Origin of the sequence: Rhizobium tibeticum (assembly GCF_900110205.1) — a bacterium.
Lineage (GTDB): Bacteria > Pseudomonadota > Alphaproteobacteria > Rhizobiales > Rhizobiaceae > Rhizobium > Rhizobium tibeticum.
In genome coordinates this window covers 26829-51973 of the sequence record NZ_FOCV01000015.1, presented here as the reverse complement: position 1 = coordinate 51973, position 25145 = coordinate 26829, and the positions used below count along the sequence as shown (strand labels likewise).

Sequence of the window (25145 nt, the reverse complement as noted above, 5' to 3'; positions counted from 1 at the left end):
GCTCGTTTGCATCTCTAATGTGCCTCGCCTGTTGACGAGACCTTGGGCGGTCCATCGACCAAAGCCCGAAAAGGTGCGGCATCCGTGCGCAGGACAAGGCGTGTGTTGGAGTTGACGATCGTCCCGAGCGTATCGAGGGAGCGGAGCAGTTCATAAAGCTCCGGGGCACTCTTGTAGGCGGCCCCATAGATCTGTGCTGCTTCGACGCGGGATTTGGCCTCTATGTCGGCGGCTTTCACGGTCGCGTCCGCCTGCAGAACTCTCGCGTCGCGTTCGGCTGCGGAGCGGATCTCGGCTGCCTTGCGTTTGCCGACCGCCGCGTGCTCGGTGGCGATCGTCTCGCGCTCGGCCCGCATGCGGTCGACCGTGGCATTCAACGTCACTGCGGGCAAGGTCAGGCGCTCGATGCCGATATCGACAACCTGCAAGCCGTAAGTGTCGAGCAATTGCTGTGTGATCTGGGCTTTGAGTTGCGCTTCCAGCGCATCGATCCGGAGCTTGTCGGGATCGGGATTGATCAGCGACGACAGGTCGAAATTGCTGGCCGCAGTTTCCAGCGACGATCCAAGGAACGTGCGGATTTGCTCTGCTGCCAGATCAGGTTGATTCTGGACCGAGCGAACGAAGCGCTTTATTGCATCCGGATCCTGCGGCACCTGCCAGATCGCATAGGCCTGCGCGATGATCCGCAATCCATCCTTTGTACCGACATCCTGGAGGCCGCTCGATGTCGATCTGGCGCGTAGATCGACATTGATGGTGTTCTCCAAGGGAATGGGAAGCCGAAACGCCAGGCCAGGATCGGTCAGAACACGCATCGGATTGCCGAATCTGGTGATGATGGTCGCGGCCCCCGATTGGACCTGCACGAGGCAGGCGGCCACCAGGATGATCGACACGATCACTATTGCAACGACCAGACGAGACCATCGGAACGGCATCGTCTCGTCGCGATCGTGAGAATGGTGATCGTGACCATGATGGTCTGGTTCCGGATGAGTGTGTGCGTCAGTCATGGGCTGGTTTCTTCGCTTTGGTGGGGGGTGCTGGGCTTTGCACTTGTGTCTTGGTTTGTGTCTGGATCGACCGGCAACATCATGTTTCGAAGATCGAAGGTCGGAGCGATGCTTCCGCCGATGCGGTGATCGAGGACGAGAGCCTTCGAGCGCGATAGCCCCATTGTCAGCTGATTGAAGTATTCCTCTGTCAAGAACGCTTGACCCGCCAAACGGTAGGCCGACTGATCGGCTTGAAAGCGCAGTTTTGCGACATCCGAAGCTGCTATGTTTTCTCTTGCAGCAGCTGTCGCGCTGTCCTGTTGGAGGCTGGCATTTAATTGAGCCTCATTCGCCTGTTCGGCTGCCGTTCCCCGCTCCCGGGCCACCAGCGCTTGCGCGCTGATCTGCGCTGCCTGGACCCCGTGAAAGGCGTTGGCCGCGCCGGCGGGAGGATGGATGGCCTCGATGATGACCGTCAGGATTTCGATGCCACTGTTCAGCTCATCCATATTTTTCTGGACCGCCGATGCAATATCATTCGCCAGCGACAAGCGGCCTTCGCTCAAGACGTCGTTGAGCGTTCTTTTGGCAAAGTCATGCACGAGGACGCGGTTTGCGGCGCTCTCGATCAATCCTGGCAGATCGGCAACCCGATAGGCCGCCTTCATCGCGGCCAGATCCGACAGACCAATGCGGTAGACGAAGCGTACGTCCATGTTGACGATCTGAAAACTCTGCTTGCCACCTGTGCCACTGGCAATGACTTGCGATTTCTCGCTGATGTGCGAGGCATCCCATAGCCGGTTGCTACTTTCTGGCGCTGGTCCCTCGGCATTCGTCGGCGGCTCGTTGCCGTCAGTCGTGCTGACGGAGGTGGCCAGTTCGTGCACGCTGCCATACTCGAGGAGAATGACGCGACCAAACGGCCAAGGAAGGCCGGTGTGAAGACCGGAATGCAGGATGGCCTCCGCCTTGCCAAACCTTTCATAGACACCCCGGCCGGTCATGGGGATCTCGCGGACGCCGCTCAACAACCAGCCCAGAAAGATCGTTCCGAGAACGATTGCGGGAGCGGCCTTGCGTATGAATGAAAAGGCCCAAATCTGGCGAAGATCGATACCATGATTGGTGCGCAATTCCGTCTGGATGCCAATCCAGGGCTGAGGCGGCCACTGAAGGAGGTTCGCGACAAGACTGTTGGTGATCAATGACGGCTCGCTGTTGTCGTTTTGCGGGCGGAACATCGAGACGATTGCGCGGAGTATAAACTCGAGCCCTACAAGAGCATTAAAGCCACCCAGCGCCGCCAAGAGCTTGATGGACAATCCCGATCCGCGGGCGCTCAGGAAGAGGCAAAAGCAAGACATGACGAGCACGAAAATGGGCACGCGTGCCAATTGTGAAATTGTGCTTGCCTCCGGCCATTCCTCGGCATCGATGGCGGCGAGCCGCCTCTCTGTCACCAGCAGAAAGAAGGCGAATACCAGACAGGCCGCGACGATGAGGAGGGCCAGCGTTCCGATCGCTATGTCGTCCGTCTTCAAAGTCCAGTCGGAAGACACGATCAGGCATGCCAACAGCGAAAGGCCAATCACCCAGAGCGGGCGGGCGCCGATGCGCGAGAAGAGCGCCTGGCCTATGGACAATGCACTCCCGGTCCAGCGCTCAATGCGATCAGGCTCCACCGTATTCGGGAAGGACCACGGCGAGCTCACGAAAGCGATGACCCACCGCATCGACCTACCGAGCGGGCGGCTGGGCAGCCCGGCTTTCTCTTGGCGCCATAGGACCACGTCGTAGGCGGATCGTAGTCCAGCACCGAACAGGACAAGCGCTGCCGCGTTATTGCAGAAGAATGCGATCCAGATTGCGTTCAGGCTGAAGGCATTCGCAATCTGAGCGCCGACCAAAAGCAGGGCTGCGAAAATCGAAATGCTGAAGCCCTGACTTGCAAGAACATGCGCGTGATCCGCCGCAAGTTGGCAGTCCGCGCGGTCTTTGAAATCATGGGCGCGCTGTGTTTCGTCGTTATTCGTTTTTGGCGTTGCCATGCTTGTATGTGCCTCGCTAGCGCCGCGATCGGTTGGCAGCTGATCCGATAAGAGACTTCAAATGTCATGTTCGAAGCCTTCGGCTCGAAATTTGCGGTACGTTATTACGTATCATCCGTCTGCCCGCAAGGTCTCACATTAATAGATCAAGGTAGGCGCAATACCACGGCTCCTACGCGCACGACTTGCAGCATCAGATGGACGACGTGCGATCTTATCAGTAGGATCCGCGCTCCGAACGACGTGCGATATAAACGTGCCAACACGGCAAAGTTGCAGAAACCCCGCGGCGCGGTTTCTGTTGAATTGATATTCATTGAGAGACTTCAATCGCCGGAGCGGTTTTGTTATCATATTGGTTGAAGACCATTGGATCTGGGGTCTACTTTGCACAAGTAGATACCGGTCTCGATCCAGATTCACCCGTACGCGACAGCTACAAGCCTGTCGTCGATGAAATCGGCCGAAAATGTAGCACTCAAATCGGTGTTGTCGCCAAACCCTGGGCAGGACCGCGCGAGTGTCGGCCAGCCACTCGCAGTCGCCCGGCCAAACGCCTCCTTTGGCGAGCCGGAAGGTTCGTCTCCGAATAAAGAGAGCGCTCGCGGTCATCCGGCTTAGTCGTGCAATGATGAATTTCTTTCTCAGTGTCAGCAAACGCTAAAATAAAGGCGCGCAACGGCGACAGCGATGGAGCTTGCCCTGTCGAAGCCCGACCGCTCTTTTCGCACGCCAACCAGTCGTGGGGGCGAGTATAATGTTCGAAATTATTGTTGAAACCCGGTTACTTCATCCGAGTTCTTATTTCGATGCCTGAGAGGACGCCATGGGTGACGAAGCCGAGTTGCACCACGAAGAAGATCGCGGCCGGCCGGGTGCATCCGTCGCCTTTCCGTTTGACCGAATGTCTGTCCAGCGTTTTCGGGAAACCTTTCCGCGCGCTCGATGGAGCGACGAACGCAAAGCCTGGTTTGTACCTGGAACGACCGCGCGCCGCAGAATAGACCGGTGGCTCGCTCGCGAAGCATCTCGCGCGGATGCCTTCGCCGATGAGAGAGGCCGTGACGCCTTTGAGTTCGAGCCGATCCTAAGTCCTTATCTGGATGTAGTAGAGGACGGCTTTCGTGTTCGCACGCCGTATTCGCGCACCATTGTCGATGCGCTCCGACAGGTCCCTTTTGCGCGCTGGGATGTCGACCTCGGGGTCTGGCATATACCCTTTGCCTCCTACGACGACCTCCTGCGCCGCTGGAAGCTGATAGAGGAGGCCGCCAAGCGCAACGAGCCCGAAGAACGTCGCAAGCGTACTGAAGCTCGCAAAGGAACGGATGAGGATAAAAGGTCACGTCGGCGCGCATCGGAGCGGAGACGTCACCGCATGCCGGTGCCGGCAGATGACTTGCCGCCCCTCGACAGGCCGGTGGCCACGACGAGTTACGGCATTATCGTGGTCAGCGAAGTGACGGGCGAATTGGTAGAAGCCGCCAATGTGGCCGATCTCTATCCCGATCTAAGCGATGAACACGTGTGGGCGCTGTGGCGATCTGCTTCTCTGGAAGAGCTGATACACACCTGGCCCGCGAAAAAGGAGCCGGGCGAATATGAGAATAGTCGTGGTTGGTGGCAACCGACGATTGAAGAATTGCGGGAGGCCCGTCGGAGGGCGAGGTTTCGGGAGCGCAGCGTGGCGCTTCGCGCTTCAACCTGAGCCGGGGGTTACGCGTTCTCCTTCCCATAGCAGTGAGTCTCGGGCGCGTCGTGCTTGCTTTTTCGGTCGTGTTTTTGGGTCGCATACGGAGGCGGCGGGATAATCCTTTCATCGGAGGTTGGCTGGTCCTGATTGACCAGCTGCCTTCGGCAGGTCGAGTTCGATCATCACCGGGGCATGGTCGCTGGTGTGCTCCCACCCTCGAGGTCGCCGCCTGACACTTGCTGAGCGCAGGAAAGGAGCGGCAGCAGGACTGAGTAGAACATGGTCGAGCCTCAGACCGGCGTCGCGCTCGAATGAAATACTTCCAGAACGTATAGATTCGCTCCTCAGGGTATAAGTGCCGTATCGCATCCATCCACCCTTGCCTGACGAGCTCGGCATAGGCTCGCCTGACCTCGGGGCGGAACAGGGCATCGTCCCGCCAACGCTCCGGTGCGTAAACGTCCAGATCAGTCGGCATGACATTATAGTCGCCGACCAGCAGAACGGGCACTTCGAGCTCAAGCAACTCGGCCGCATAGGCCTGCAGGCGTTGAAACCATCGAAGCTTGTATTCGAACTTTGGGCCTGGAGCAGGATTGCCGTTCGGAAGATAGAGGCAGCCGATCAACAGGCCGTCTACCACGGCCTCGATATAGCGTCTGTGAGTGTCGTCAGGATCGCCGGGAAGGCCGCGCCGCGTCAAGACTGGCAGTGTGCCCCTTGCCAGGATGGCAACGCCGTTCCAGCTCTTCTGGCCGTGCCATACAGCCTCATATCCGGCGCGTCGAAGTTCGTTGCGCGGAAATCTCTCGTCGACTGTCTTGAGTTCCTGAAGGCAGACAATGTCGGGGCGATCTTCCTTCAGCCACCTCAGCAGCACTGTAAGGCGGCCGTTGATGCCATTGACGTTATACGTGGCTATTTTCACGCAATCTCCGAGGGCTGAGGCTAGGCGACAGGTAGGGCGCTCCTCTCTCCTTGACCACGGCCCTTGATCACGGCCCTTAACCACGGCCACACTTTTTTGGGAAGCCGCGGCCTGAAATCCACCAATAGGGCCTTCAGTTCGATTTCACGGACCCGCCTTGCTGTCTCGTGCGGACTAACGCAGGTGAATGTGCTGCCCGGATTCGCTGATCAAACGGCTCACCGTATTCGATCGCTTCAAGTTGTGACGCCTGACAGTTTATCCGTTGCGTCGGGCACCAACATCACTACCGACGTCGGGGAGGCCTCGGTGGATCAACCGGTTGTCAGAGCTACGACTGGGCCTGGCCCCATGGGTTTCATCAATCGGCATGTTGACCACGGTCGCTAGACGTGCCCGCAATCGCTTCGACTCCAGCGCGAGCGCACCCCGCGGCTGTCTTCCTGAACAGTTTGCACCCGGCTGGAGCCTGCGGTGCGCTTGAGTGCGGCTTCCCTGCTATGAATTCAGTTCTTTTGTCACGAAAGGCCGGGAGGATTAGCTGGATCCTCGCGCAATTCGGCTCCCGTAAATTACCCATCTAGCCCCAATTCCTCCATAGGAATTCCAAATAGACGATCAGTTACATATCTGCGCATTGAAGAATATACAACGACAAGCCGTAAATATTGAAAATGCTTCTTGACATATTAAGTAATTTTTAAAACTATCGGTACGTTCTCTAGCTTTCTGCATGTCAATGGAGGCAGTACATCTCGGTGTACTGGAGATGCAGTAAGTTCCTATTAGTAATGCCCGGGAGGAGGTTTCGTCTTAATTGAGGAACTTTCATGGGAACGAAAAGGATTCGTGTTTCGGTAGTTTGCACATCTGGTGAACTATCCGAAAAAATTCGTTCAGGCGTGTGTATTGATCACGGCATGTGTTTCGTTGACGCGAAACGCGCCAGTGAGTCTTTGCACGAATTCGTCGCCCGAACATTGCCCGCCGTCGTCATATGCGAAATTGCCACTTCCGCTGACATCGGGATTGGTAATGCCCTGCGGCGTGTTGCCAGTACGGAGGCGGAGTATCCATTCAATTTGATCTACGCTGTCAGTCACTCCAGCGTGAATCTGATCCAGGACGTCTATGTCGACGGTGTATCAAGCGTGATTTTTACCAGTGACGATGGCAAAGATATCTATACCGCGATTTCGCGCGTTGCAGCGGGACAACACCACATCAGCCCGGCGGTGTTTAGATGCCTACCAGACCTGCATATTCGCAGCTTCTACTCGCTTCTTAACGGCGCCACACTCACACCATCGCGTTTGCCCGAAGGCAGCCTAAGCGCGCGCGAAGAACTCGTGCTAAAACTAATCGCCTACGGGTTCAGCACGAAGGAGATTGCTGCCGAAATGCGTCTCAGCACAAAAACGGTTGAAACGTATAAATCACGCGGCTCCGATAAGCTCAGCCTCTCCACCCGCGCGTCCATCGTTAAATACGGCGCCCTAAGGGGATGGTTTAACATATATCAGCATTAGAACTGAGTATTCTTCACATAATATAAGTATGAAATGAGCTGGCTACTTTAGCCGGCTATTTGTGTTTATATATTCCTCCGGGCTTCCTTCTCATTTTCCCTACATTTGTTCTTAATTACCTGACTTTTATTCTTTATTAACCTTCGTAATCTTCCCACGAGCCTGACCAAATAGCGGTGCGCCAGAGAACCGCGCTGTCGTGACGTCAAGCCAACTTCGAGCAAATGCTATCGTGGGGACATGTCATGGCAAGAATTAGTATACTTGGTATCGGATACGTCGGCGTGGTTTCTGCCGCCTGCCTGGCGGAAGATGGTCACACGGTCGTGGCTGTGGACGTCGACCCGGCCAAGGTGGCCAAGCTCAATGCCGGCGAAGCACCGATTGTCGAAACAGGACTGACGCCGCTGCTTCAGCGCAATGTCGCACGTGGACGCTTGAGCGCCACTACGGACGTCAGTTCCGCCATTGCCGAAACAGACCTGACCTTCATTTGCGTCGGCACGCCGAGCGCGTCAGATGGCGCTGTCGGTTTGAACTACGTTAAGCAGGCCTGCAAGGATGTTGCAGCGGCGATACGGCAAAAGTCGACGTTTCACTCCGTTGTGGTGCGCTCGACCATCGTTCCCGGCACCATGGAAGGCGAATGCATTCCTATCCTCGAGCAGGCGTCGGGACTGACCGCCGGCGACGGGTTCGGTGTCGGGTACTATCCCGAATTCCTCCGGGAAGGCACAGCAATCGACGACAATTACAATCCGGGCCTTATCGTGTTCGGTGCCATTGATCCCGTTACGGAACAGCTGTTGCACGACATCAACGCCGGTCTGCCGTGCGCCTGCAATGTCGTGCCGGTGGCGACAGCGGAGATGATTAAGTACACGAGCAATTCCTGGCGAGCTGTCAAGGTGACCTTCGCCAATGAAATCGGGAACATCGCCAAGGCCTGCGGGATCGACGGCCAATTGGTCCTGAAAGTGTTGTGTTCTGACGACAAGGTAAACATGTCGCCCTATTTCATGCGACCCGGGTTTGCCTTCGGTGGTTCATGCCTGCCCAAGGACGTTCGCGCCCTGCGGCATCTGGCGGGCGAAAGGGAAGTCTCCACACCGCTCCTCGACTCGGTTCTGACCGCGAATGCCGGACAGATCGAGCGCGCAGAGACGATGGTCGAGAATGCGCCCGGAAAGTCGATTGGCATGGTCGGGATCAGCTTCAAGGCCGGCACCGACGATTTGCGCGAAAGCCCACTCGCTGAGCTCGCCTCGCGGCTCATTTCCAAGGGCTTTGACCTTAGGGTCTACGACCCGAGTGTCAGCGTTGCATACGCACATAACATGGGCGGCTCGGGACGTGGGAACGGAATTGTTCCTGATCTGAAGGAGCGCCTTGTCGACGAGATTGATGAATTAATCGAAGGCGCTGACATCCTGCTCGTCGGCAACCGCTACGAGGAAGCAGTTGAGCCTCTGACAGAGGCGGCGTCGACCAAGAGTCTTGTCGACCTTACGCGCATCGATCCGAAGATGCGCTCCGGCGGCCTGTACGCAGGCATCTGCTGGTAGGAGCTGAACGTGCTGAGCCATATCCTTTACATCCTTGTCTTCTTAAGCGTAGCCGTTGCGGTTCCCGCTCACCGGCTTGCCGAAAACGCCAGCCTGGTGTTGACGATCGGAACACTGGGGATGTGGCGATATGGTTGGGGGGCGATCAACTTTGTCCGCGCAACGATATTCATTCACATCGTGCATCCGCGCCGGCGCGCTGCCGTGACCAGCAGATATCTGGAACGGCAGCGCCCCGTTCATTCCTTCTTCCTGGTCACGACCTACAAGGTCGACACCGCTGTCACGGCTCGGGTCTATCGCTCCCTGTTCAATGCTGCTGCTGCGTCAAGAGGAGGTGCAACGGTTGTTGCCTCCATCGTCGATACTGCTGATGAAAGGCTCATTCGACGAATCTATTCATTGATGAAGCCCCGGGCCGCTCATGTTCGGCTGATCATTGATCGAATACCGGCAACCGGCAAGCGTGATGCGCTGGCCACATCGTTGCGCATCATTGCCAGTCAATGCCCGATGCCCGACGACATCGTCGTCCTCATCGACGGTGACAGCTGCCCTCCGGAAGATCTTGTAGAGACGTGCGCTCCATTTTTTGTCGATCCCAAAATAGGTGCCGTGACAACGGATGAGGATTGCGAAATCGAAGAGTCTCGTCTGTTTCGCGACTGGTTCAATCTTCGCTTTACCCAGAGACAGATGATGATGTCGTCCATGGGACTTTCCGGTCGTGTGCTGACGCTAACGGGACGGCTCTCGATCTTTCGTGCATCGCTCGCCTGCGACCCAGACTTCATTGACAACGTGCAGCATGACTGGCTGGCGCATTGGCGGCTCGGGACTGTGAAATTCCTGACTGGAGACGACAAGTCGACGTGGTTCTGGCTGCTTAAGCGTGGCTATGAAATGGCCTATCTCCCGGACGTCCGTTCCGTCTCGATGGAAAGCCAGCCGAAGCCCGGCTTCGTCGATTCCGCCGTCGCTTTGATGCTGCGGTGGTTCGGAAACATGCTTCGAACGAACGGCAGGGCGTTGGCGCTCGGCCCCCATCGCATCGGGTGGTTCACCTGGTGGTCGGTGCTCGATCAGCGAATATCGATGTGGACAACACTGTTCGGCCCCGCAACCGTGGTGATGTCGGCCGTGCTGATCAGCCCACTCGTCCTGCCGCTCTACGTGGCATGGGTTATGTTCACCAGGTACATCTACTGCTGCCTGTTGACGACCTTCCGGCCGGCTTTTCCGATCACCTACCCGTTTCTTTTATATTTCAGCCAGATCGGCGGCGCCCTCGTCAAAACCTTCGTTCTATTTCGTCTCGATCGGCAAAAATGGACCCGGCAGGCCACGGCACGACGTGCGAGGCGCGCCGTCACCCTGTCGGAGCGACTGCGAAACCTGTCTTCGACCTACGTTCACATGCTGGCAAGCGCTTGGCTCTTGTTCGCAGCCTTTATGATTTCCACCGCAAGAATGTGACCTGAAGGAATCTCTGATGACGACAATCGACCATCGCGAAAAGGAAGTGCTTTCAGGCGACAGGGATGCAGGTGAGGCTCCCGATTTTGCCGACGCGAATGAACATCCAAGCCTGCGCATACCGTTCTCCGTCGCGATCGATGGACGCGCCTATGAAGGGGTTACTCTTTCAATGGTGGGAGCGCGAATTGCCGGAATTGCTGCGGCAAATTGGGCGGGCGCCAGCAAACTTGCTCTTTTTCGGTTCAATTTCAACGGATTTTCGCTGTCATTGCCAATCGACGTCGTCGTTGCATCAAGCGACAGTGAAACGGGAGCAATTGCCTTGCGCTTCCGGGACCCGACCGGCCAGCATATGCCGCAGATACGCTATCTCCTGAACTGCTGGTTAGCGGGCGACCACGTGACCTTCAATGGGTTGATTGGCGCGCCGAGCGCCTTGCAGAAGGAAAAGACACCCACTTCCGCCGCAGTCCGGCGGCCAGGCAGCGCCGCGTTGGCTAGAACAGTTGGAACGCTCAGCGTTGGCCTGGCCTCGATTGCCCTCATATTGTTCACGGCCACTGCCTTGAACAACCGCCTTTATGTGACGGAAGTAAATGCGCCGGCCCTTGTCCAGCGTCAGGGTCTAACGATGAAGGCTACGGCGAGTGGCCAGGTTGACTTCATCAATCCCAGTGCTCCCAGTGGCAAACCGGCCTATTCCATCCTGGCATCCACGGGTGTTGCCGTAACGGTCAGCATGCCTTGCGACTGCGAGGTTCAAACGACCGGCATCGAGCGAGGAGCGACCGTCCTCGTGGGTCAACCGATCCTCACTGTGAACAAGCATGGGGCTCCACTTGTTGTGCAATCGAGCCTGACCGGGCTCGAGTTGCGGCGATTGGCGGGGGGCGCAACGGCACAGATCGAGACTCGCGATGGCAGGAAGGTCGATGCCAACGTTCTTGTCGATCGCGCCAGCGCCCCCTCAGGTGAGCTGCTGCCGGTAACGCTTGTTCCCATTGAATCCCTGCCAGACGTGCCACCTGGAACGCCTGTTGTGGTGCGATTGGACGGTTCGCCCGGATGGGTGAGAGCCATGACAAATAGCCTGTCCTATTTCCGGGGTACGAAATGAGCGACATTCATCCACTGATCCTATGCGGCGGGACGGGTACTCGCCTCTGGCCACTTTCGCGCGCCCACCAGCCAAAGCAGTTCCAGCCGGTCAACGGCGAAGGCTCCTTGACGTTCTTTCAGAGTACCGTTCAACGCCATCGCGCCGATATGTTTTCCGATCCGATCGTCTGCGTGGGATCGCGCCATGTGCAGACGGTTGCGCGTCAACTACGTGAAATCCAGAGCAAAGCGCACATCATCACGGAGCCGGTGGCAAGGAACACGGGCCCGGCGGTGCTGGCTGCATCGCTCTATCTTGCTGGCGCCAAACCTGACGCGGTGCTGGTCGTCCTGCCATCTGACCATGTCATCAAGGGCGAGCTCAATCGCCTCATTGCGCAAATGCACCGTGCAGTATTGGACGGGCTTATTGTTACCTTCGGCATCCAACCGAGCTATGCCGAAAAGGGATATGGCTACGTCATGGATGGAGGTCAATTCGATCTCTATCCCGGCCTGCACCGCGTCGAAAGCTTCATTGAGAAACCCAGTACAGCAATTGCTCAGTCGCTCATCGACACCGGTTTTGCGTACTGGGCATCAGGCATCAGCATGTTTCGGGCGAGCAAGCTGATTGAGGAATACCGGCGTCACGATCCCTCGACATTTGCTGCCGTCAGTGCTGCTCTCCAGTCCGCTTCACCGCTTGAAACCGAGGCTGGCCTGCTGCTCGACGAACGCCATTTTATCGCAGCCGACAGCCAGCCGACAGAAAAGGCGGTCTTTGAACGCTGCAAGGACATTGCCTTGGCGCCCGCTGCAATCGAATGGGACGACGTCGGTGGCTGGACCTCTGTCCATTCGATCGGAATGAAAAATGAAAGCGGCAACGTAACCTCCGGGGACGTCGTCCTGTTCGATACGCGCGGCTCGTTGGTGCGAGGCGGAGAGCGCCTGGTCGCAGTTGTCGGCATGAACGATGTGGTGGTCGTCGATACCGACGACGCACTCCTCGTCACCAACAAGTCAAGCTCCCAGGACGTGAAGAGAATTGTCGAGCACCTCGTAACGCTCAAGCGTCGCGAAGCGGAAAACCACCGTAGCCAGGTTACCGAATGGGGCACCATAAAGTCGATGCAGGCCGGCCCGGGTTTTGCCATGGACCTCTTGAGTGTAGATGGCGGAAAGACCGTCACGCTTGTTGGTGAGGAAGGCGTGTCTCGGATCCTCGCCGTTATCCGCGGGGGATTGCGGCTTATCGGCGACCAAACGCAGTCTGAGCTGACCCCCGGCCTGTCCGCCATGGTTGCGACGGGCAGACAGGCGGTCTTGGTCAATACCTCCGATACCGTTTCCGAGGTCATTGAAATCAGCTGTGGCAACGCCAGCGTCCTTGGCTTGCCGAGCCAACCTTTTGCGACCATCCCCTATGACGTGAGGGCTGCTGATTATGCCTAGTCGTTTTGCGGCGATCGCGACACTTGTCGCCTGCCTCGCGGGCTCACCCTGGGCGACGGCGGGTCAGAAGAGCTCATACTGGCCAGGGCTGGACCGTCTCGAGCAAGACACGCAGCGCTTGGATATATCGTCGGGCGAGATATTCAGGCGTGTCCACGAACTGGCTGGTATCGAACCGTCGCGGGCCGGAGGTCAGGCCGGCCAGCTTATTTTCCCAGATACCCAGAAACGCCTTAGTCGTTCGCCGGTCGATATTCTCCTGCGCCGGATCGGCTTGCCGGCAAGCCAGGGTTTCGTGGAAGCGAGTTTAAAGGCCCAGCCGGCCCCTCAGGCTGCCGCAATCGTCATCGAAAGCGGCTCATTCAGCCTCGAAGAAGTCAGACAGGTCCTGCAAACGAAGGGCTTTGACGACGTTCTCGAAAAGGGTCCAGAGGGGTACGTCGCCCATCGCCCCATCTTCATCTGGACTGGCGGCGCATTGAAAATCGGCCCCGGCGAAAGGTTGGCGTTCGACGGCAGCCAAGGCGCATTTGTTGTCAATACCGGGGTTTTGGAGATCGATGGCGCACACCTTGGTGCGACAGGCGCCAAGAACAGCGGATTCCGGCCGTTCCTGCTGACAACCTTCGGCGGAGCCGCACTGGTAAGCCGAAGTGAAATTGCCGGACTGGGCTTTCCCGGGTTCCTGGAAGGAAGCGGTGTGGCCTTCACACATCAACAGTTTTCGTCATCTGTAACGGGCTCCATGCTCAAGGATAACATCTTCAAGGATGGTGCTGGTGTCGCGCTTGCCGGCGTGAGCGGGCTCGACATCGTCGGAAATCGCTTTGTCGATGGTCCTCAGACAGCGGTGCTGGTCAAGGCAGCACGCGACGTGCGTATCGCCGACAACATCGTGTCGCAACGATCCGGGGCGCACGCCATCAAGGTGACCGATGGTTCAAGCCATCTCGACATTTCCCACAACATCATCATTGGCAGTCCAGGTAACGGAATTTTTGTTGACGGCGGATCGACCGAGGTCAGGATTTCCGACAATCTCGTCGGCAGATCGAGGCTGACCGGAATTAGCGTGGATGGTGCCGCCTGCGTTGCGATCGAACGCAATGTAGTGCTTGCAAATCGTTCCCGTGGCATTGCGATGCGTTCCGTCCTCAACGGCAACGTGGAGAAAAATGATCTCCTCGGAAATGCTTCCGCCGGCCTGGCGATTTCAGGTCAGTTCGAGCATTCATCGCTTCGCGTTTCGCGCAACAACTTTGTGAACAATCGCTTCGGATTGAGTGGCTCGGCAGTTGGGGAAGTCAGCCTTCTTGCAAACGACTTCAGTCGACAACTGCCGCGCGTCGCCGACGGAGACTTCGCAACCAACCTCGGCGGATTGCTGGAGTTTGCTGCATCAGACCAGCCTGGTGAATTCAAGATCAAGGCAACCGTGCCAACCGCTCCGGATGACTTCTCCCAGTTTTCCGCAGTCGATTTTTCCGCTTGCATCGCCAAGAAGGGAACCTGAAATCATGGTTTTTTCCTCCGAGGTCTTCCTTTTTCTCTTTCTTCCGACATTCCTGCTGGCCTACTACGCGACCCCGATTGCCGCGCGCTCCCTTACCATTCTGATTGCGTCCTACATTTTTTACGGGTGGTGGCGGATGGATTTCCTCGCACTCCTGTTTGCAACAACCGTGTGGGTCTATGTCTTTGCGATCGCAGTCGAGCGCAATCTAGGTCGGCCCGCAGGGAAAATCCTGCTCGCCGTTGGCATCGCGGGTTGCCTGACGGTGCTCGGAGTTTTCAAATATCTGAACTTTTTCATCGATAGTTTCGCCGCGCTCGTTGGGACTGATGCGGACGGGCTCGGTATTCACTGGCGCCTGATCCTTCCCATTGGTATTTCCTTCTACGTCTTCCAGTCGATCAGCTATCTTGTCGACGTCTATCGCCGGGAAACGCCCGCCACGCGCAACTTCATCGATCTTGCCGCATACAAGGCCCTGTTTCCGCAGCTCATTGCTGGCCCAATCCTGCGCTTCAAGGATCTCGCCGACCAATTCAAACATCGCGATCACACCATCCAGAAGTTTAGCGACGGTACGGCTCTGTTCGTCATCGGCCTTGCAAAGAAAGTACTGATTGCAGATCCGATTGCGCCGATCGCCGACAGCATCTTTTCGAGCGGTCACCCGACCCTGATTGAGGCGTGGCTTGGCGCCATCGCCTACATGATGCAACTTTACTTCGATTTTTCCGGCTATAGCGACATGGCGATAGGCCTCGGACTGTTGATCGGGTTTCGCTTCGCACCGAACTTCGACATGCCCTATCTCAGCCGGAGCATCACCGAATTCTGGCGCAGATGGCACATCAGTCTGTCAAACTGGCTGAGAGACTATCTCTACATTCCGCTCGGCGGAAGCCGCCTCGGTCCTCTTCGAACCTATCTCAACCTGATCCTGGTCATGCTCCTCGGTGGGCTTTGGCATGGCGCCAACTGGACCTTCGTTCTCTGGGGCGGATGGCATGGTGGCTGGCTGGCGCTCGAACGCGCCACAGGCTGGAATAAGATTGCGACCTCGAAATGGATGGCGCTGCCACTCACCCTTTTGATCGTCTTGTTGGGATGGGTCCTCTTTAGGGCCGAGAGCGTCGGTGTCGCATTAGAGCTTTATGCCGGCATGGTCGGGCTGAATGGGTTTTGGGCGCGACCGGAAGTGCTCCTCGACATCACTCACGAAGGGCTGCTCAGTCTTGCCATTGGATGCGCAGTCGTTGCAAGCGAGCCTTATCTTCAGACCTTCGATCGGACAGGCGTCGCCGTGGCAGGGACCGATGGAACCGCGACGCTTCGTCAATCTATCACAGTGCCGTTGATGCTGACCTTGCTGGCAACAGTAACGATCCTGAAGCTTGCCGAGGCCAACCACTCGCCGTTTCTCTATTTTCAGTTTTGAGGCGCCAATGCAGATCAACGCTAAACAAACGACTGCCAGACTGCTGCTTCCGGTGATGTTGTTCGGCTATGGGGTCTTTGCCAATGTCGACATTCGCCCCCAATTGCTCGGCGCTGTTTCGCAGCTTCCCGCAAACGTCGGCCAACTGAGCCACGGGCTGATCGGAACGACGCTCGAGGCCGTCTACAAGACCGAGTTGCCACACCGCGAGTTTGCGGTCGAATTCGTCGGCGCTGCTCGCTACGCCCTTTTCGGCGAAGGGCGTCGTGGAGTGGTCGTTGGGAAAAACGGATGGTTGTTTTCCGAGGAGGAGTTTCGCGGCGCCGCGAACGCTGACAGCGGCATTTCGAGCGGCGTTCGCGAGATTTCGAAGGTCGCCGAAGTTCTACGGTCCCGAGGTCAGCGACTGATTGTCGTACCGCTGCCTGCCAAGAGCGACGTTTACCGTGAATATCTGACGGATCAGCGATATGCCTCCATCGCAGAGCGTCGATACGCCGATTTCATCGATGCAATGTCTGCGGCACAGATCGACGTCGTTGATGCAAGGGAAGCGCTACTGCGTGCAAAACCGCAGGATAACGTCTTCCTCAAGACTGACACGCATTGGACGCCTGCGGGAGCGAAGGCCGTCGCCGGTGCGATCGCGGCTTCCTCGCGAATTGCGGGAGAGACGCATTTTGTCCTCAAGGACGAGCCAAACCGGGCGCTGGAAGGCGACCTCGTCAAATTCGTGACCGGTGCAAGATTGGCGCCGTCGATTGGATTGAAGAACGAAGTCGTCGCCCCGCAAACTGCGTCACCGGACAATGCAGGGTCAATCATCGATATCCTGGGCCAGGACGAAACTTTTCCCGTCGTTCTGGTCGGCACCAGCTACAGTGCCAATGATACCTGGTCCTTTTCCGCTTATCTCGAAGCCGCGCTTGGCGCCAACGTCTTGAATGTCGCCGAGATCGGCCGCGGGCCAGTCGTTCCCATGCGTAAATTCCTGGAGACCAGCCAGCAGATTCAAGGACAACCAACAGTGCTTTGGGAGTTTCCGGTTCGCTATTTGACCGAGCCAGCTCTTTGGGATGCACCTCCACCCGTTGCTGAGGAGTAGACACATGCGCTTCCTTACATTGCTCGTCGCTCTGAGCATTGGCGTCACTAACGGATGCGATGTTGCGTTTGCGGCTGCGGGCGCCGACCCGAAATCAAAGGCAGCGGTTCAGCGCTATCGGCAGGGCTTCAATCAGGGCGTTACAAGAACAGATCAACTGAAGGACCCCGCCTTGCAGGCAATCCGTCGGCGGATGATTGCTCGCCAGCGTGTTTCCTACAAAGAGCTGCAGATGCTCGCCGACCGGGGCGACGGTGTGGCGGCGATCTACGTCGCCAAACGCCTTGCAGCAAATCCGAAGCTGACGGCCGACGCGATCCATTATTACACCATTGCATGTAGCACCGGCCGCGCAGGAGCAGTTGCTCCGCTTTCCCGACTGCTCAGCACAACCTCGCAGACAGTCAGTGAGCCCCGCCTTGCGCAGGCTGAAAAGACGCTTCGCGACCATGCGTTCCGTGGAAATCCCGTGGCAGCCGCACAACTCGTCAAATTTTACAAGAGTGGCCGGCCTTTCGGAGCCAAGCCCGACGAGGTCTTGCGCCTTGAGCGGCAGGCGGCCGCCGGGGGTGATTCGAAGACTGCGCTCAATTTGGCGATCTCCATGATCTCCCAGGGCCTGGCGGACGATCAGGAAAAGGAAGAGGCGAGGCACTTCCTGACGATCGCAAAAGACAGTGCTGAACCAAGCACGAGCGCGATCGCCGCCGCCGTTTTGCGCCTGTTGGAGAAAGAACCAACGAACCTTGTCGAGGTTTCGCAATGATACACTGGATTAGTCGATCGACCTTGTGTTCCCGGATCTTGCCGGCAATCGCCATTGCGCTGGCGTCGGCAGGGACCGGCCATGCCGCGTCCTCCGCTTTCGGATGCGCAGGCCTTGAGACCAATAGACAACTTGCCGTTGTCGAGGGTGAGAAGGGATTTTTCTATCGCGTCATTGCGGACCTGCGCATGGAGCAGCAACTGTCGGAGCACACCGCCGACGAAGTGGCATTGCTCGCAGAGGCGCTCGAGGCGGGGGGAACGACGCTTGTCTTTGTTCCGATACCGACCAAAAGCCTCGTCCTGCCGCAATATCTGCCCGAAACTGCAAAAAGTGACTACGGTTTTGACTACGGCGTTGCAAAAAGAGCCTATGACGATGTCATCAAGCGATTGCGCGATCATGGCATCGCTACGGTTGATCTGCTGGAAAGGCTAAGAAAAGACGCCGGTGACGAGCCGCCATTCTTCCAGGCTGATTTTCACTGGACATCGTCGGGTGCGCGCTTGTCCGCAGAGGAAATCGCTGCAGCGATCCGGGCTCTTCCAGGTTCGGACGACCTCAAAAAGGCAAGTTTTCAGACAAGGCCGACCACGCGCCTGTCGATCATTTCCACGATGCGTCGATTGCTGCAGTCCGGCTGCAAGGATGCATTGCCCCTGCCGCAGACACAGGGGTACGAAACCTTTGAGACGGGTGGCGAAAACACCACCGCCGACATCTTTGGCAATGACGCTTCGGGCGGTGCCGTCGCCCTGGTCGGCACGAGCTATTCTGATCTTCCTGCCTCAAATTTCGCGGGCTTTCTCTCGCAGGCCCTCTCAACCCCTGTGACCAACTATTCGATTTCAGGGGGCAACCAGTTCGGGTCGATCACGTCCTATCTCACATCGGAAGCCTTCCAGACGAACCGGCCCCGATTTCTGATTTGGGAGAACCCGATCTACAACAATCTCGGCAAATTCGGCGATGCGCCTTTGATCGAGCTTTCGGCCGCGGCGCGTCAAAGCTGCCGGACGATCGATAGCGAGAAAATCTCACACCCCGGCGCCAACGTCATCAGCGTTGCCATCGGTGAGGGCGAAGTCTCGGACTCGGCGGTGATTTATGCGTTTTCAGGCGATGCGCATAGTCGGCGAGCGACGCTGCGTTTTGAGCTGAGCGACGGCCACCAGTTCGAGAGCAGTATTCTGCGCGCGGACCGAATGGTCTCGACCGGCCGCTTCTATTTTCCGGTTCGCTACTTTGCCCGTGAGGCCCCGCAGCGCATCAATCTCGAATTTGACCGGCTTTCTGCGGATGCCGCGGCGGTCAGTGTCTGCAGCCCTAAAGCAAGGTGATGGAAATGATCATATCTCGCACATGTGCAACTCTTTGCGTCGCGATGTTGGCTTTGACCACGCCGATAACGGGATTGGCGCAAGACGCCGGGCTTTACGGCAAGCCCGTTGACCCGAACGGCTCGTTCATCCGCATTGTCGACATGAATGCCTCGTCGGCCGTCATCGCTGGGGCTCAAGTCGCAAATTTCACCGAAGGAGTGTCACCCTATGTCACCGTCAAACCTGGTGACGTCGACATGTCCATCGGCGCAGAGAGCACGAAGGTGACCGCCGACCCCGGCAAATACTACACCTATGCCAAGCTGTCAGATGGACAAGCGAAACTTTACGTCGATGGCGTCAAGGATGACCCGTCGAAGGCTCAGGTCTATCTTTACAATCTCACTGACCTGCAAACAGTCGATCTGGTCGTGCCTGCTGCGAATGCAACTGCACTCAATGCGGTCGCCTCCGGAACCTCTCAGAGCGTATCTCTAAGGGCACCGCTCAGTCTCGGCTTCGTTATCCAGCAGGACGGCAAGACGATCGCCCAAACCGAAAAGATCGACCTGAAGAGGCGAGCGGGGTTTTCCATCGTTCTCTCAGGCAGCAAGGGCGACTACCACGTCGTCGCCGCTGAAAACCACTTGAGCCAATAGGGGACAATGATGTCGTTTCATGCCTTTCGACGCATTCCTTCTTCGCTTGTCGGGACCGTTGCTGCGTGCCTATGGCTCGCAGCGACCGCCGGCCAGGTGCGGGCAGGTCCAGTCGCCATCGATTTCCTGCCGCCCAAGGTTGAGGTGAAGCCGATATGTATTCAACGGGCGCCGGATGGAGAGGTCATTGATCGATGGCTTTCCTGGGACCGCAAGTCGCTTCCGAAGATGGCACCGTGGCTGGTTCAGCGCGAGGCGCAACGACTTCGCGACATCGATCCGGAAGTCTATTTTCCTGTCATCGCACGCATGATCGAACTGCTGCCCGGCCTGAACACCGACATGAAACCACAGGATTTGGAGGCGGAGAGGATCACGCTCTACCTTCGGGCGGGAAAGATCGATGAGCTGAACGACACCGGAGCGATCGAGGCTTTCGTTGCACACGCGGAAACCAGTACGCCGAAGGATCTGGACCTGGCCGCAGAGCTGATCCTGAACGGCGTTACCGATCAGAAAGACACGACAAAGGCCCTTTCCTACCTTGTCAACGCCGCCTATGGCGGAAATCCAAATGCGCTCCTGCAGCTTGCCAAACGAAACCTCGACGGACAGAGCATCGAGGGTTGGACGGTTGACCCATCGCTCGCCATAACAATGGCCTTCGGCGCGATGGTGGGAAAACTTGACAGTGGAATTTGCGACCGGGTCGCGCGCATTGCCAGAGAATATGAAAAGGGGGAAGTGGTTCAGCAGAACCGCACGATCTCGGAGGCGTGGTTACGCTTTGCAGCCGACCTCGGAGACGGCAATGCCGCCTGGAAGGTCGCTCGCTATCACATGGAAAGCTCCGATATCCGCAAGGACAACGCAGTCCTGATGCGCTACCTCAAGTTCGCGGCCGACCATGGTGTGGTTGCCGCTCAGTCCGAGCTCGGCCACGTTTACGAGATCGGGGCGATCGTTCCGAAAGATCTTGAGAAATCCGAGTATTATTATCGTCAGGCTGTGGCATCAGGTCATCGCAGCAGCCTGATCAGGCTCGCAAACCTTTACTCCGACGCGCCGGATGCCCGGGAGAAGTATGTTCAAGCGTTGAACGAACTCGCGTCACTAAACGATGCGCCCGGTTGGGTTTTCGCCAGGCTGGCAAATCTTGCAATCGAGACGGACGGCTATTGGAAAACTCGCGACCAGGCAAGCCAGCTCTTCGCCAAAGGAGCCGAGCGTCGTGACATGACGTCCATGCACAGTCTGGCCGCCATTCGCATGGGCAGTACTGGCGAGGGGAATTTCGACGAGGGGATCAACCTTCTATTGGCGCTCCTTGACAACTTTGGCCGGACCGACACCATGAATGATCTGCGCGATGCCTACTTGTGTCACGCGCCCGACGGACCTCGCCTCGAGCAGGCGGCCTATTGGGCGAACGCCGCCAAGGGAACGCAGGGCGGCGCATGGTCAGTCGAAGACATCGAGGAGCTCGCTCATCAAGCGAACACCTCTGCGGCAGCCCTGCTTCAATCGGGTGCGCTGAATGGCCAACCAAAGTTGATTGCTGCCTACCTCTGGTATCTCAAGGCAATTGGAACGGACGCTCACGCTATCAAAGAGTGGGACGAGCGCTTGTCAACGAGCCCGGACGCCGAGGCGGCGTTTGCCGCCTTGATGCTGCAGGCGGTGGGCGATGATGCCAGCAAGAAACGCGCCGCGCTCGACCGACTTCTGGCCGCTGCCGATCGGGGCAGCCCGGCTGCGCGGGTCGGGGCTGGCGAGTTGATACTGTCCTCGTTCAGGGATGACCCTACCCTTGCGGCCTCAGCCGAAAAGAACCTGCGTTTGGAAGCTGCAAACGGCAATGGAAGGGCCATGCAACTGCTTGCCGAAACGTTTGCTGTGCCCCTTGACGTCTACAAGCAATACCTGCCGGCCATCGCCGATCGCGGGGATGCTGACGCACTGATTTTCGCGGCCCGGCAAGTGAGCGATGTCAATTTGAAACAGGGTTACCTGCTGCGCGCTCAAAGCGTCATGGACTGCTCGTTCGATTCGGCACTTTCAATGGCGCATGCCTATTCGGATCTCGGTCAGCCAACGAGATCGCGCGCCTGGATGGATGTTGGCGAGGCTTTCTCGGAGGGAAAGCCGTGGAGAGCACGATTGTTGGCTGAAGTCTATGCTGCAGTTGCATCGGCAGAGGCACGCAACAGCGCCATGCGCCTGTTCGAAATCGCGGCCCGCGGCGGCGACGCGAAGGCCGAGCAGTACCTCTTGAAAACCTACACCGACAAACAGAACCAACAGTTCTCGCCTGAGAAAGCAACCGAACTGATGGTCGATGTTATCGAACATGCTCCGGCCGAACGGGTTGCTAGCCGCCTGACCGGCTTGGCGCGATCGCACAAGGCCATCTACCAACTTGTTTTGGCACGCGTTGATCTTGCGTCGATCTACGAACGATCGGCAGATACGGGTGACCCTATCGGGATGCGCGAATTCGCAAAGCTGAAGCTTGCAACGAATGCCGGTGCGGAAGCCGCCTCAAACGCCACGGATCTGTTTCAGAAGGCGGCGGACAAAGGCGATGCGGAGTCAATGGTGCTGCTGGCGCAGAACTACGCCTACGGAATCGGCACCCAGCCGTCGTTGCCTCAGGCGAAGGCCTGGCTGGAAAAGGCAGCCCGTCTCGGCAACAAGCAAGCAAACGAAATGCTGGCTGTCATGGCAATGAAGGTGAACTAGATGAGAAGGTATGTTTCCCGCCCGGCATGGATCAAGGGGCTTGGCAAGCTTCGTCAGGGTGCTCTTGTTTCGTTTTTGGTACTGGGGCTGCTTGCCGTCGGCGACCATCCTGCACAGGCCGAACAGAAGTGCCCGAGAGTGCCCACGCCGGTTACAAGCCTTGAGCTTGGCAGCCGTTATGAAAAGGGTGACGCGTCCCGCTCAGAGCTTGACCAGGAAAGCAACGCAGCTGTCAACAAGGCACTACGACCCATAGATCTCTTTGTCAGGTCAGTAGCCGCACTCTCTCACGGATCGTCTGCCACCAAGCCCTCCGACATCGAGAAACGCCGGTGTCTCTATACCGCACTGGCCACATGGGCAAATGCCGGCGCCTTGTCCGATCTCGGAACAATGAATGCGAAGCTCGCCATTTCCCCGCGCCTGGCCGGGATCGCAATTGCCTACAATGAAGCGAAGGCCCGAACGCCACCGCCGAGCAAGCAGAAAGTGGAAATCGAGGCGTGGTTGGCGCCCCTTGGCCACAAGCTGGAATCCTTCTTCGAGAATGACGCGCCACCGATGGCGTCGCAGAACAACCTTCGCGCCTGGGCCGGACTTGCGGTCGCGCAAATCGGTCTGGCGACAAATGACGATGAGCAGGTTGCCTGGGGTGCGAAGTCAACGGAGATGGTCGTCTGTTCGGCCGACGAGGCTGGAGCGCTTCCCTTCGAAATGAAGAGAGGGGACAAAGCCTTGCATTATCAATTGCACGCGGTGGCGCCCCTGGTCGTCAATGCAGTACGCCTGAAAGGCCACGCAGCCGATAGCTTTGCCGTGTGTGATGGAAAGCTTGCCAAGATCGTGGATTTCACGCTTTCGGCGGTCGAAAAACCGGAACTCGCAGCGGCCAAGGCCGGAACTGAGCAGTCCTTTTCCATGGGCAGCGAGACGTTGGAACCCTTTCAACTCGCATGGCTGGAGCCTTATCTGACATATGAAAAAGATGAGAGGGCACTGCGCCTTGCTAAGAAGTACAGGCCACTATCGAACTCGAATCTTGGGGGCAATCTGACCGAGCAATACTCCGGGGATTGAGAGTTCATCCTCAATCAGACGTCACTCAAGGATAGGAAAGCCCACAAATGCTTAAGGTCAGATATGTGCTGATGATCAGCCTTGCGCCCCTTTTTTTCATGCCGGCATATGTCGCCGCCCAAGGCATGGCAGCGCGCCCGACAATCTCCGAGCAAACAACTCCGAAAAATCCTGACGGCAAGCTTAGCCCGAAAACTTGCGCTAAACTGCTGACGAAAGCAAAGAACTCCGGCAAGAGCATGAACATTATCATTCGCCGAAAGATGCAGCTTGCATCCCGCGGATGCATTTTTTAGGTGAGGATGCCGACGCCTTCATCCATACCGTATCGCAGCCATGCGGAAACAGGCGGCAAGATCTGCATGTGCCTGCCAGATCTATGCTCCAAACAGGGTTCGCGTGAAAGTGGTCTGCCCAGGAGAAATCCACACGCCCATGCTTGAGGCGTGATGCGGTCGGGTCGGACGATCGCCGATCTGGACAAGCTCGTGCCGTTCGCCCGTATCGGTAAGCCCGAGGAAGTGGCAGCACTCGTCGCCTTCCTGGCGTCGGCCGAGGGCGCGTTCATGTGTGGTTCGTTGGTCGAGATCACAGGCGCGCAAGCTATGGCATCGTGTTGAATTGATCCGACTGTTTGGCGCGCGGTTGCCTATACGCTCTCGGGCGTGATGATCTCGAACGGCACCACGCGCTGCAGTATAGTGTCTCCGCGGTCTTCCAGTGCGGTGACCATCGTTGCGATCAACTCCTCGGAAATCTTGTCCAGCGGATGACATAAGGCTGCCGTTATCAGACCCTCGGTCAGCCCCTTGCGCGTCTCGGGGCCGATGTCGCGACATATGACGCGCACCCGGCTGCGCTTTACATCGTCGGATTCGCGTAGCGCCTTCAAAACACCAGAGATTCCGCCGCCGACGATGTATATCCCTCGTAAGTCATCGGTATCTGCGAGCAGCTCGCGAACCATCTGATAGGCTTGCTGGGACTCCTCGTGTGTCGGTCGGCTGTCGTCGATTTGGAGGTGAGGCGCGTGCTCGCGCATGTAGGAGCGGAAACTCGCATCGCATATGTCCTGACACTGGTATCGATGGTTCCCAATGAAGACGGCTATCCGGCCGGCGTCGGGGATCGTCTGGGCCAAAAACCATGCCGCAGTCCTCCCCAATTTCCAATTATCCGTTCCAACGTAGCCCGCCCGATCAGGCGCCGATTGATCCGTGATGTAGGTCACCACCGGCTTGCCGCTGGTGCGCAGTGAGTGGATGGTCTGTCCTATAAGGGGGTGATCTCCAGCGATAATGGCAACCGCATCACACCGCTCGCCGAGCGCAGCGAGCCGATTTGCAATATTCTGGGGTTCGAGGACGTCGACAAACTCGACTATGGGCTCAACCTTCTCATTGACCCGTCGCGATGCCGCTTCGATGATCTTCGATCCGAAAAGTCGATAAAGATCCCGGCTCGACTGCTGGAGCAGAAAACCGAACCTGTAGCTTGGAAGGGCGCGCCGCAAGCGATCCTCAATGACGCCGAGACCATAAAAGCCAATTTGCTCGGCTGCGCGTTCGACCTTCTCGATCGTCCGCGGGCGCACGGAAGCCGAGCCCGCCAAAATCCGATTGACGGTAGCAATGCTGACGCTCGCAGTGCGAGCGAGATCGGCGATCGTGGGACGTTTCTTCATGAGATTTTCCGCATCATTTGGCTTTGATATAGAAGATACAAAA

At 57.5% G+C, this 25145-nt stretch carries 18 protein-coding genes and 2 pseudogenes; 16 read left to right on the top strand and 4 right to left on the bottom strand.

All coding sequences use genetic code 11. The features are described 5' to 3' along the window. Window positions 1–14 precede the first annotated feature (14 nt). Both hflC and hflK read right to left on the bottom strand, forming a co-directional pair. A complete protein-coding gene (hflC, locus tag BSG20_RS17610; RefSeq protein ID WP_072377446.1) occupies window positions 15–1016 on the bottom strand; it encodes a protease modulator HflC in 1002 nt (333 codons plus the stop codon). Then, entirely contained in the window at window positions 1013–3049 is a 2037-nt protein-coding gene (hflK, locus tag BSG20_RS17605; protein ID WP_072377448.1) for a protease modulator HflK, read from the bottom strand. The genes hflC and hflK overlap by 4 nt, the downstream gene beginning before the upstream one ends. 826 nt (window positions 3050–3875) lie before the next feature. Here hflK and BSG20_RS17600 point away from each other — a divergent pair. Then, window positions 3876–4757, top strand: a complete 882-nt coding sequence (locus BSG20_RS17600) for a hypothetical protein (protein WP_072377450.1) — start codon at window positions 3876–3878, stop codon at window positions 4755–4757. A 108-nt stretch (window positions 4758–4865) separates the two neighbouring features. On the opposite strand, the pseudogene xth reads toward BSG20_RS17600, so the two are convergent. Further along, a pseudogene (xth, locus tag BSG20_RS17595) lies at window positions 4866–5670 on the bottom strand (exodeoxyribonuclease III). A gap of 830 nt (window positions 5671–6500) precedes the next feature. On the opposite strand from xth, the gene BSG20_RS17590 reads away from it, so the two are divergent. The 15 genes and pseudogenes from BSG20_RS17590 to BSG20_RS17520 all read left to right on the top strand — a co-directional run. Continuing rightward, window positions 6501–7199, top strand: a complete 699-nt coding sequence (locus BSG20_RS17590) for a response regulator transcription factor (RefSeq protein ID WP_143147499.1) — start codon at window positions 6501–6503, stop codon at window positions 7197–7199. A gap of 245 nt (window positions 7200–7444) precedes the next feature. Continuing rightward, window positions 7445–8764, top strand: coding sequence for a nucleotide sugar dehydrogenase (locus BSG20_RS17585; protein ID WP_072377454.1), 1320 nt, complete (start codon window positions 7445–7447; stop codon window positions 8762–8764). A gap of 9 nt (window positions 8765–8773) precedes the next feature. Continuing rightward, on the top strand, window positions 8774–10240 hold the full coding sequence (locus tag BSG20_RS17580; protein ID WP_072377456.1) for a glycosyltransferase: 1467 nt from the start codon (window positions 8774–8776) through the stop codon (window positions 10238–10240). Between the two features lie 16 nt (window positions 10241–10256). Next, window positions 10257–11360, top strand: coding sequence for a hypothetical protein (locus tag BSG20_RS17575; protein WP_072377458.1), 1104 nt, complete (start codon window positions 10257–10259; stop codon window positions 11358–11360). Further along, window positions 11357–12799 carry a mannose-1-phosphate guanylyltransferase gene (locus BSG20_RS17570; RefSeq protein WP_072377460.1) on the top strand — a complete coding sequence of 481 codons (1443 nt, stop codon included), beginning with the start codon at window positions 11357–11359 and terminating at the stop codon, window positions 12797–12799. Before BSG20_RS17575 ends, BSG20_RS17570 begins: the two co-directional genes overlap by 4 nt. Further along, entirely contained in the window at window positions 12792–14312 is a 1521-nt protein-coding gene (locus BSG20_RS17565; RefSeq protein WP_072377463.1) for a right-handed parallel beta-helix repeat-containing protein, read from the top strand. The genes BSG20_RS17570 and BSG20_RS17565 overlap by 8 nt, the downstream gene beginning before the upstream one ends. A 4-nt stretch (window positions 14313–14316) precedes the next feature. Continuing rightward, a complete protein-coding gene (locus BSG20_RS17560; protein ID WP_072377465.1) occupies window positions 14317–15747 on the top strand; it encodes an MBOAT family O-acyltransferase in 1431 nt (476 codons plus the stop codon). Window positions 15748–15754: 7 nt separating this feature from the next. Then, a complete protein-coding gene (locus tag BSG20_RS17555) occupies window positions 15755–16852 on the top strand; it encodes an alginate O-acetyltransferase AlgX-related protein (RefSeq protein ID WP_072377467.1) in 1098 nt (365 codons plus the stop codon). Window positions 16853–16856: 4 nt separating this feature from the next. Then, window positions 16857–17618: an SEL1-like repeat protein gene (locus BSG20_RS17550; RefSeq protein WP_072377468.1), complete on the top strand. Its 762-nt coding sequence runs from the start codon at window positions 16857–16859 to the stop codon at window positions 17616–17618. Further along, complete coding sequence (locus BSG20_RS17545; protein WP_072377471.1) at window positions 17615–18958, top strand: alginate O-acetyltransferase AlgX-related protein; 1344 nt, start codon at window positions 17615–17617, stop codon at window positions 18956–18958. The genes BSG20_RS17550 and BSG20_RS17545 overlap by 4 nt, the downstream gene beginning before the upstream one ends. Before the next feature lie 53 nt (window positions 18959–19011). Continuing rightward, complete coding sequence (locus BSG20_RS17540; protein ID WP_167371578.1) at window positions 19012–19599, top strand: alginate O-acetyltransferase AlgF; 588 nt, start codon at window positions 19012–19014, stop codon at window positions 19597–19599. A 6-nt stretch (window positions 19600–19605) separates the two neighbouring features. Next, window positions 19606–22341 carry a tetratricopeptide repeat protein gene (locus BSG20_RS17535; RefSeq protein ID WP_072377475.1) on the top strand — a complete coding sequence of 912 codons (2736 nt, stop codon included), beginning with the start codon at window positions 19606–19608 and terminating at the stop codon, window positions 22339–22341. Next, window positions 22342–23418, top strand: a complete 1077-nt coding sequence (locus BSG20_RS17530) for an alginate lyase family protein (RefSeq protein ID WP_072377477.1) — start codon at window positions 22342–22344, stop codon at window positions 23416–23418. 71 nt (window positions 23419–23489) lie between these two features. Next, on the top strand, window positions 23490–23714 hold the full coding sequence (locus BSG20_RS17525) for a hypothetical protein (RefSeq protein ID WP_143147498.1): 225 nt from the start codon (window positions 23490–23492) through the stop codon (window positions 23712–23714). Between the two features lie 82 nt (window positions 23715–23796). Continuing rightward, window positions 23797–24038 (top strand): annotated as a pseudogene (locus BSG20_RS17520) (SDR family oxidoreductase); the annotation flags it as partial. Between the two features lie 29 nt (window positions 24039–24067). On the opposite strand, the gene BSG20_RS17515 reads toward BSG20_RS17520, so the two are convergent. Then, the gene (locus BSG20_RS17515; RefSeq protein WP_072377481.1) at window positions 24068–25102 is read right to left on the bottom strand and encodes a LacI family DNA-binding transcriptional regulator; all 1035 of its coding nucleotides are present in this window, start codon (window positions 25100–25102) and stop codon (window positions 24068–24070) included. Window positions 25103–25145: the final 43 nt, after the last annotated feature.